The organism is Streptomyces spiralis, from assembly GCF_014654675.1.
Classification (GTDB): Bacteria; Actinomycetota; Actinomycetes; order Streptomycetales; family Streptomycetaceae; genus Streptomyces; species Streptomyces spiralis.
Map to the genome: position 1 here is coordinate 26305 of NZ_BNBC01000070.1, position 7713 is coordinate 34017.

The window sequence follows — 7713 nt, forward strand, 5'->3', positions numbered from 1 at the left end:
CTGCGCACCGTCTTCAGATCGCGCTGTACGGACCGGGCGTTCCGCTCTCGTTGACACCTCGGCTCGGCCACTGAAGGTGGGTGCCGAACTGGCTGATATTCGGTCCGGCAGCGCCCGAACACGACGCTCTCACCGAGCCGAGGGGAGCGCGCTCCTGCGGAAGCTTCGATCCCCGCTTCGCGAATTCTCGTACGGCGATACGCACCTCGATAGTGATGATGATCGCCACCCGGGCTTGATGCCGGCACTCGAGAGCGCTACCTGATGGGAGGCACTCCGGCTCACTGCCGGATTGGGCTTACTTGCTGGTGATGCTCCACGCAGCGTCGCCGTCCTCGGCGGCGCTGCCGAGGGTCGTCCACTCGGAGTCGTCGAGGCCGAGGACCGCGCGGAGGTAGGCCGAGATCGTGTCGGCGATGAGGACGACGCGGGCAGGGTCCTCGTCGGTGGTCTCGGCGACACTTTCCCCAGCGATGCCGCCCATGGAGTGCTCGGCCTCGTCGATGGTGAGCAGGCTCTTGGGGGCCGGGCTGAGGTGGTAGGCGTCGGTGAACCACTCCGGGCCCCGGGTGGAGAGCTGCGACTGGTCCTTGCCACCCGCGATGACCAGGGCCGGGGTTGCCATGGTGGAGAAGTCCGGCTTTATGAACGGGAGGTTCTCGGCGGCGAACGGGGTGAGGCTGTCGCCGGTTCCGGTCGCGGCGATCAGCGCGCCGGCCGACACCGCGGAGTGGGAGAAGTCCTCGCCGGGAACGCCGTCGGCGTCGAGTACGCGGGCGCCGAGGACGGCGCCCGCGGTCTGGGCACCCCAGGAGTGGCCGACCACGGCGATGCGCTCACGGTCGACGCGGCTCTCCAGGCCGGCCTGGGCCAGGATGTCGCCAAGGTTGTCGAGGACCGCGTGGAGATCGGCTACCCGCACGCGCCAGATGGTGGCGAAGCGCGGGTCTTCCCAGCCGATGGCGTTGCGGCGGGAGTCCAGGTGGGTGGGCTGAACCACGACGAATCCGGCGGCGGCCCACCGGTCGACGAGAGGCTCGTACGCGTCCATGGACCAGGCGTTGCCGTGGGAGAAGACGATCACGGGCAGGTTCGGGCCCGACCGGGGGGCGGTGACCCTCACCTGCAGGTCGATGCCGCGGTCAGGTGCGGGAACGAGGATGGGCTTGACCGAGACGATCTGGTGGCCGAGGGGGCGGGAAGACATGGTAGACGTGTGCTTTCCTTACGGAACGGCTCCGCCACACTTTGACGGAGCGTTGTTCCGCGACTTTAGCGGAACATTGTTCCGTGAGTAAAGGGGGCCCTCCGTGCCGGAGTCGGTCGGGGTACGCCAAGCACAGGCGCAGCGCACCCGCAGAGGCGTACTGGAGGCTGCCGCGGCAGTCTTCGTCGAGCAGGGCGTCCAGGCGCCCGTCCGTGACATTGCCGAACGCGCTGGCGTCGGTGTCGGTACGGTCTACCGGAACTTCCCGACCCGCGCGGACCTCGTCACCGCTGTCTATCGGCACCAGATCGACGCCTGCGCCGCTCTCGCTCCCCGGCTCCTTGAGGAGTCCGCCTCGCCGTTCACCGCGCTGACCCTGTGGACGGACGCGTTCGTGGACTTCCTCGTGACCAAGCACGGCCTCGGCGCGGCGCTGGGCTCCGGAGATGCGGGACTGGAGAACCTCCACACCCTCATGCTCGACGCCCTGGTCCCGGCCTGCGCGAGGCTGCTGGACGCCTCCGCCGCCGCCGGCGAACTTCAGCTCGGTGTCACCGCCTACACACTCATGCGCGCCATCGGAAACCTCTGCATCACCGGCCCCGACTACGATCAGGTCGACGCCAAGCGCATGGTCGCCGTCCTCCTCACCGGATGTCGCAACACGGCATGACAACAGGCCCGGCGCCCGTGCTGCCCGCACCCGCCACGCCGGTCTCCGTCGACTGCGCTAGCCGCGGAGTGGACCACGGCTGCCGCTGCCCGCCACTGGTAGTGGCGCCCTGCAGAACGCCGTGCGCGTCCTGTCCCGTCACACCACGGTTCCACCTCCTCTGCGGTACCGGCACATCAACGACCGGGAGAGGCAGTGGTTCGAAGGCCGAGGGCGGCCGATCAGCGTCGGGCGCCAGCCGGGGCCAAACAGACGGCGCCACCCCGATGACCGCCGCAGAGGGCTTGAAACAGCGGCGGACATTCTCGGCCTTCGTGTGCCGGGACTCGGCCATCAGCATCAGCCGGAGGTGCCCTGCTCGCCAAGGTGGGTCAGGCCGGAGTGACGGTACCCGTGCAGGTCCCAGCCGGTGCCCGGCCCCGGCCATAGGAGAGGCGAGCCAGGCCGGTGCCCGGGCAGATGAGCCCGGGCGGAGACGACCTCGCCAGGGCGGGGGCGGCGGTGGGTGAAAAACCCGCGGGTGCGGCACTGGATCAGTCTCTGCAGCAGCCTGGCGGTGCCGGCGTCCCGGCACACCGTCTCCAGCACGTAGTCGGCGCGGTCGGCACCGCGGCGACGGGGCCACCCCGAGTCACCCGAGGAGTGATGGTGCACCAATGCCTGAACCGGATCATCGTCAGGGTCGCGGGCGGTGAGTGGATCGATCCGGACCGGATCTCCTTCGTGAAGGTCCTCAAACACGTCCGGCGCAGCGTGCTCACCCAGGCCAAGGACGCGGTGTCGGCCGTCGGATCCTTCCTGGCGATGCTGGAGAACAAAGCCCGCCGCAAGCTCGACAGCGGTCCCCGCCGCCACCACACTGCGCCGCGGGTCCTCAAGCGCCCGGACTCGAAGTACTCACCCTCGGTCAAGAAACGGCAGCACGGACCCACCCAGCGCGTCCCCGCCAACGTCATCATCCTGAACCCGGTGATGCTTCACTAGCTCAAACAACGGCATTGACCCGGCACATCGAAATGGAACAAGGCCGAACACCGGCTGTTCTCCCACATCACCATGAACTGGCGCGGCAGGCCCCTGACCAGCCATGAAGTCATGCTTCAAAGCATCGCCGCGACCACAAGCCGCAGCGGCCTCACCGGCCATGCCGAACTCGACAGCGGCCAGTACCCCAACCGGCATCCGCATCAGCGACGACGAGATCGCCGCCCTGCCCACCACCCGCCATCGCTTCCACGGCGACTGGAACTACACCCTCCACCCCCAGCGTCCGATGGACGTGGCGACCACCGGCAGAACACCGGACGAGGTCCTGGCGGACAGACCGACTCGCCTCACGCGGCGTTCGCTCCAGGGCCCGGAATTGACCGGGATGACCCGCCGGTAGCTCAGCGAGCTCATCGACTCGTTGACTCCAGCGATGGAGGTTCAACGCGAGCAAGCGCTCCGCACACGTCGAGGCCACGAGCGCCTGGTGGCCCCCGGCATCCGTATCCCCGCCTCAACAGCCCGTTTCCGCCCGTCAGACGACATCGCCAGGTTTCTCAAACCGGACGAAAACCAAGATCAAACCAACGTGTTGATTGCCGGCAATCCCTTAACTCCTTATACCAGAATGAGTTGACCTATTACGGCTGATGTGACAGGTCGTCCTCTTCCGCGGACAGGGGTGACGGTGTGAGCAGCGGCAGGAAGAACTGCACCAGGGGGCCGATGGTCAGGGCGTAGACGAGGGTGCCGAGACCGATTGTGCCGCCGAGCAGAACGCCCAGGATCAGGACGAAGAGTTCGATGGCGGTCCGGATGAGCCGCAGGGAGCGCCCGGTCCGACGGTGGATCCCCGTCATCAGGCCGTCCCGGGGCCCGGGGCCGAAGCCCGCGCCGATGTACGCGCCACTGGCGACACCGTTGAGAACGATGCCCGCGGTGAGCAGAAGGAGGCGCAGGAGCAGACCGTGCGGGGTGGGCAGCAGCCATGAGGTGGCGTCCACCGTCGGCCCGATGACCAGGACGTTGCTCACCGTGCCGAGCCCGGGCCGCTGCCGCAGCGGGATCCACAGCAGCAGCACCACGACGCCAGTGATCAACGTGGCTGTTCCGAAAGAGAGGCCGGTCCGATCGGCGAGGCCCTGGTGGAAGACGTCCCAGGGGTCGAGGCCGAGGGCGGCGTGGAGCATCAGGGCCAGGCTCACGCCGTAGAGCGTGAGGCCGACGTAGAGCTGGCAGAGGCGGCGGAGCAACATGATTACCCTCAAGAGGTGGGGTCGAGACGGTCACGCCACTTCCAGCTCTCCGTCGAAGACGTGAGTGACGGGACCGCCCACCCAGTACGAGGGACGTTCTGCGTGTTCGATGACGGTGAGTGGTGTTCCGGCGCGGTTGTGCACGCGCACCTGCCGGGCGACGTCGACCAACCCACGGCGGGCGGCGGCGACGGCCGCGGCGACGGCACCGCTGGCGCAGCTGAGGGCCTCGCCCTCCGCCCCACGTTCGTACGTACGGATCGTCAGCTCCTGGGGTCCAAGCAGCTGGAATACGCTGACGTTCGCGTCGGCTGCCGCCGGGCCGCGGTCGCGGACCAGGTTGACCAGGCTCTCGACGTCGAGCTGGTCAACGTCGTCGACGAGTGCCACGAGGTGCTCTGCACCGACGTGTACGGCATCGAACCGTACGGTGCCGCCCGGCCACGTTTCCGTGACCCGCTCCGAATAGACCTCGCCGGCCTCGACCGTAACGCGTACGTGCGTGCCGTCGACCACGGCGTCGTGCGGCACGCCCGACATCACCAAGCGCATCGTGGTCCACCCGTGGTCACGGGAAGCGCACCAGGCGACGCAGCGCAGCGCGTTGGCGCACAGGGTCGCGACCGACCCGTCCGCGTTGACGCACAGCACGTCCAGCACGGCGGAGTCTTTGCGGATTGCGCTGCTGACGACCAGCCCGTCCGCCCCGACCCCGGTACACCGCGCGCACAACCGCGGTCCCCACGCACGCCAGTCCCGTTCATCGGCGGCACCGATGATCAAGACGAAGTCGTTTCCGGCCCCATGGACCTTGCGGAACCTCACCCTCACGACGGGCTCTCATTCTGTCGGTTGCGGTCTATCAGTCGCGGCTGCCGTTGCGGTAGCCGACCTTCGGGGCCGACCTGAAGGGCCTCGGCGGGCAATCAGTGGACGACACGGTGCTCGGCGTTCACCCGCAGCGCGCGGCTTTTGCGCAGGTCGCGGACGACGAACGCGCGTTTGAGCCACCGGCCGCTGCCGTCCGTCCGCCCGGGAATCTCCCGGCGGCCGTGCACCGCCTTGAAGTTATCGATGAAGAGCAAATCCCCAGATTCCAGCACCGTTTCGCGTAACGTCATATTGACCGCGTTCTTGAGGCGATCGAAGGCCTTCTCTGCGGCAACGTCGTCCCCGAAGCCGGCGATGTAGTGGGGGTGCACCCGCAGATAGGGGCTGTCGGGGGCACCGAAGAGCGCCGGCACCCGCTCGGGCTCGTCGAACATCCGGCGGACGCGGGCGTGGCTGCGGGCGACGGCCTCGGCGCGCGGATCCGTCGGCTCCGTTGCGGCCTTCTCGGGCTTGTCGGCGACGCGGTTCGCCTCGTCGGGGAGATAGGGATACGCCGGGCGGAAAAGCTGCTCGCGGGTCTCGTCGTCGAGATCCAGGTCGTCGACGGAGGCGTAAGTGGTGGGCACAGCATCGTGATTGCGGATGCAGAGCAGGGCGACGTAGTCCATCCGTTCGGGGTGGAAAGCGGTCTCGGTGTGCCAGTAGAGCTGGTCGGTACTGGTGCCGAGTTGGCCGCCCTCGTTCCCGGCGATGGGCAGCACCTGGTGGATCACGCGGCCGCCCTGTTCCGTGGCCCAGGCAACGGTTTCACCGAGCAAGTGGGAGCAGAGCTGGAGGTATATGTCCTCGCGCCGGGTGCGGGCGCGGGCGTCCTCGTCGTTCCAGTGCGGCGGAGTTGCGCCCACGGCCGCGTCGTCGATTTCCCAGCCGCGTACGAGGCAGATCGGTTGCGCCTCCTGCAGTCGGAACCGGATGAGTCCTTGCCGGAGCGAAGTGGGCAGCCGATGCGCATGCACGGGGACGTCCAGCAGGAAATCCCGGCCCTCCAGGTCCTGATACCGTTCGTCGAGTTCTGAAACCAGGACGCTGACTGTCGCTATCTCCTCATCCGTCAGGCGTATTTCGTGCATGATTAAGGCGTTCTTTGGCATCTGGAGCTCCTTAAGTTCAATCTTGCCCGAAAGATCGACAGGCGCAGAACTTGGCGTTACATCCGAAGTAGCGACGCGGTGCCACAGTGACCAGCGTCCTTACTCGCCCAGTGGAGCAATCGGGGGTCACAGTGAATTGTTGGAGCCGTCATCACAGACGGATCGCCGTGCGAGGGTGCGAACGGTCCATTGACTCCTTCTCGGTAACGCCTTGTGACGTTTGTGACTTTCGTAGGAGGTAGCGGTCGTTCAGTGGCAGGGACGAAGGCTGCTCGGGCGATCCGGGTGATGGCTGCGGAGGAGAGGTCGACTCGGCTCAGTGCTTTGAAAATGGCTTTCAGTCAGGCGTTGGCGTGTTCGGCGAGGGCGTGGACGCCCCGGGATCACGGCGTTGATACGCCTCGTCGTACTAAACGGTGAACTCTCCAGAGTGGTTCACCGTCCACGACAGGTTCCATCAGATACTTTTGCAGCGCTGCGGCAACGCCCGTCTGATGGCCGCCGCGCGCACGCTGCGCGATGAAGCCACGCTGTACCGTCGGTGGTCGTGGCCTGTCGGCCACGGAGCGTTTTCAGCGTTGACGCTCCAGGGTGAGGACGGCAGCGGCGATGACCGACATGCGGTTGGGGCTGCACCGGGCTCTGCGGAAGACGCGCCAGGACTTCAGCCTCGCGACGCTTCTTTCGACCGGTGCTCGTGCCGCTGACAGGGCTCGGTTGATCGTCCGCTGGGTCGTGGTGAGGTCCTGGTGTGGAAGACGTCTGATCGGCGTGGTCACCCAGGAGCCGGCGCCGATGTAGGCGCGGTCGGCGAGGATGGACACGCCCTGGCGTTCGCAGGTCCCACTGTGTCTTTCCCGCCCGCTTCACCAGGGCCCGCAGGTATGTCGACAGCTCGATGCTCTCGGGCGTCGCGTCCTTGTGAAACCCGCCGTATCCCCGACCGCCCGGCTTCTTCTCTGCCATGACCCCTCCCAGTCACCCGGCTCTCCCCCGCCGTGCACGGACGATCAGCGTACGCACAGTCAGAAACCGGCGTCAGAGCGCGACCACGCGTTGTCCAGCCACAGCTGCCGCCCGGACCAGTCCGGCCATGTCCGGCCGCCACCTGCACAAACACGACCGGACAACCGCCGGAGAACTCCATCCGGGCAAGGCTTCTCTCAACGCCCCGGCCCTCCCCGACCCTGGAGTCGACCCGCATGACCCGCCACGCCGCCGGCACCACCCCCAGTGCCCCTCCCCGCCCGCTCGCTCTGCCCGCCGGCGCCACCCGCCGCAGCACCCGCAGTAAGCTGCCGCGGATGGACCAGCTCGCCGTCGACGTCGCCGACCACGGACGGATCATCGACCTGCGCCGCGACCCCGACGCCTCCGCCCGGCTGCCGCACGGCCGCGCCAACGGTCGCTACCGATGCCTGGCCTGCGGCCACCGGCTCCCTCTGATCCATTCGTGCTGGGGACCAGCTGGGCGAAATGACACCTACGGATCCGCGCTCGCGCATCCTGGCAGGTCGCAGGGCGGCCAACTGCTACTGACCTTTGCTGCGTGGTGTCGTTGGGGGCTGACGATGTGTGATCGTCGCGGTATGCCTGTTGTGTGAGGTA

The 7713-nt window shown here is 67.5% G+C and carries 8 protein-coding genes and 3 pseudogenes; 5 read left to right on the forward strand and 6 right to left on the reverse strand.

Going from position 1 to position 7713, the window contains the following annotated elements; genetic code table 11:
• Nucleotides 1-13: 13 nt before the first annotated feature.
• Together IE318_RS44630 and IE318_RS40895 are read right to left on the reverse strand one after the other, a co-directional pair.
• Nucleotides 14-229: a hypothetical protein gene (locus tag IE318_RS44630; RefSeq protein ID WP_194717508.1), complete on the reverse strand. Its 216-nt coding sequence runs from the start codon at nucleotides 227-229 to the stop codon at nucleotides 14-16.
• A gap of 69 nt (nucleotides 230-298) precedes the next feature.
• Nucleotides 299-1207: an alpha/beta hydrolase family protein gene (locus IE318_RS40895; protein WP_189907947.1), complete on the reverse strand. Its 909-nt coding sequence runs from the start codon at nucleotides 1205-1207 to the stop codon at nucleotides 299-301.
• Nucleotides 1208-1310: 103 nt separating this feature from the next.
• On the opposite strand from IE318_RS40895, the gene IE318_RS40900 reads away from it, so the two are divergent.
• The 3 genes and pseudogenes from IE318_RS40900 to IE318_RS45735 all read left to right on the forward strand — a co-directional run.
• Nucleotides 1311-1880, forward strand: coding sequence for a TetR/AcrR family transcriptional regulator (locus IE318_RS40900; protein WP_189907948.1), 570 nt, complete (start codon nucleotides 1311-1313; stop codon nucleotides 1878-1880).
• 645 nt (nucleotides 1881-2525) lie between these two features.
• Nucleotides 2526-2864, forward strand: coding sequence for a hypothetical protein (locus IE318_RS40905; RefSeq protein ID WP_189907949.1), 339 nt, complete (start codon nucleotides 2526-2528; stop codon nucleotides 2862-2864).
• A gap of 18 nt (nucleotides 2865-2882) precedes the next feature.
• Nucleotides 2883-3463, forward strand: a pseudogene (locus IE318_RS45735) (ISAzo13-like element transposase-related protein); the annotation flags it as partial.
• A 45-nt stretch (nucleotides 3464-3508) separates the two neighbouring features.
• Here IE318_RS45735 and yczE read toward each other — a convergent pair.
• The 3 genes from yczE to gntD all read right to left on the reverse strand — a co-directional run bounded on the left by yczE (nucleotide 3509) and on the right by gntD (nucleotide 6105).
• Nucleotides 3509-4123, reverse strand: coding sequence for a membrane protein YczE (yczE, locus tag IE318_RS40915; RefSeq protein ID WP_189907950.1), 615 nt, complete (start codon nucleotides 4121-4123; stop codon nucleotides 3509-3511).
• A gap of 30 nt (nucleotides 4124-4153) precedes the next feature.
• Nucleotides 4154-4954, reverse strand: a complete 801-nt coding sequence (dapF, locus tag IE318_RS40920; RefSeq protein ID WP_308438629.1) for a diaminopimelate epimerase — start codon at nucleotides 4952-4954, stop codon at nucleotides 4154-4156.
• Between the two features lie 95 nt (nucleotides 4955-5049).
• A complete protein-coding gene (gene gntD / locus IE318_RS40925; RefSeq protein WP_189907951.1) occupies nucleotides 5050-6105 on the reverse strand; it encodes a guanitoxin biosynthesis L-enduracididine beta-hydroxylase GntD in 1056 nt (351 codons plus the stop codon).
• A 416-nt stretch (nucleotides 6106-6521) separates the two neighbouring features.
• Between gntD and IE318_RS45740 the strand changes: the two are divergent.
• Nucleotides 6522-6650 (forward strand): annotated as a pseudogene (locus tag IE318_RS45740) (FCD domain-containing protein); the annotation flags it as partial.
• Nucleotides 6651-6677: 27 nt separating this feature from the next.
• Here IE318_RS45740 and IE318_RS40935 read toward each other — a convergent pair.
• Nucleotides 6678-6944, reverse strand: a pseudogene (locus IE318_RS40935) (transposase family protein); the annotation flags it as partial.
• 465 nt (nucleotides 6945-7409) lie between these two features.
• On the opposite strand from IE318_RS40935, the gene IE318_RS40940 reads away from it, so the two are divergent.
• Nucleotides 7410-7709, forward strand: coding sequence for a CpXC domain-containing protein (locus IE318_RS40940; protein ID WP_189907952.1), 300 nt, complete (start codon nucleotides 7410-7412; stop codon nucleotides 7707-7709).
• The last annotated feature ends 4 nt before the right edge of the window (nucleotides 7710-7713 follow it).

What these genes read in the sequence shown, in the direction of transcription:
- IE318_RS40905 (WP_189907949.1), top strand. Translation starts at nt 2,526, where the DNA reads ATGGTGCACCAATGCCTGAACCGGATCATCGTCAGGGTCGCGGGCGGT.
- IE318_RS40940 (WP_189907952.1), top strand. Translation starts at nt 7,410, where the DNA reads ATGGACCAGCTCGCCGTCGACGTCGCCGACCACGGACGGATCATCGAC.
- yczE (WP_189907950.1), bottom strand. Translation starts at nt 4,123, where the DNA reads ATGTTGCTCCGCCGCCTCTGCCAGCTCTACGTCGGCCTCACGCTCTAC.
- IE318_RS40895 (WP_189907947.1), bottom strand. Translation starts at nt 1,207, where the DNA reads ATGTCTTCCCGCCCCCTCGGCCACCAGATCGTCTCGGTCAAGCCCATC.
- gntD (WP_189907951.1), bottom strand. Translation starts at nt 6,105, where the DNA reads ATGCCAAAGAACGCCTTAATCATGCACGAAATACGCCTGACGGATGAG.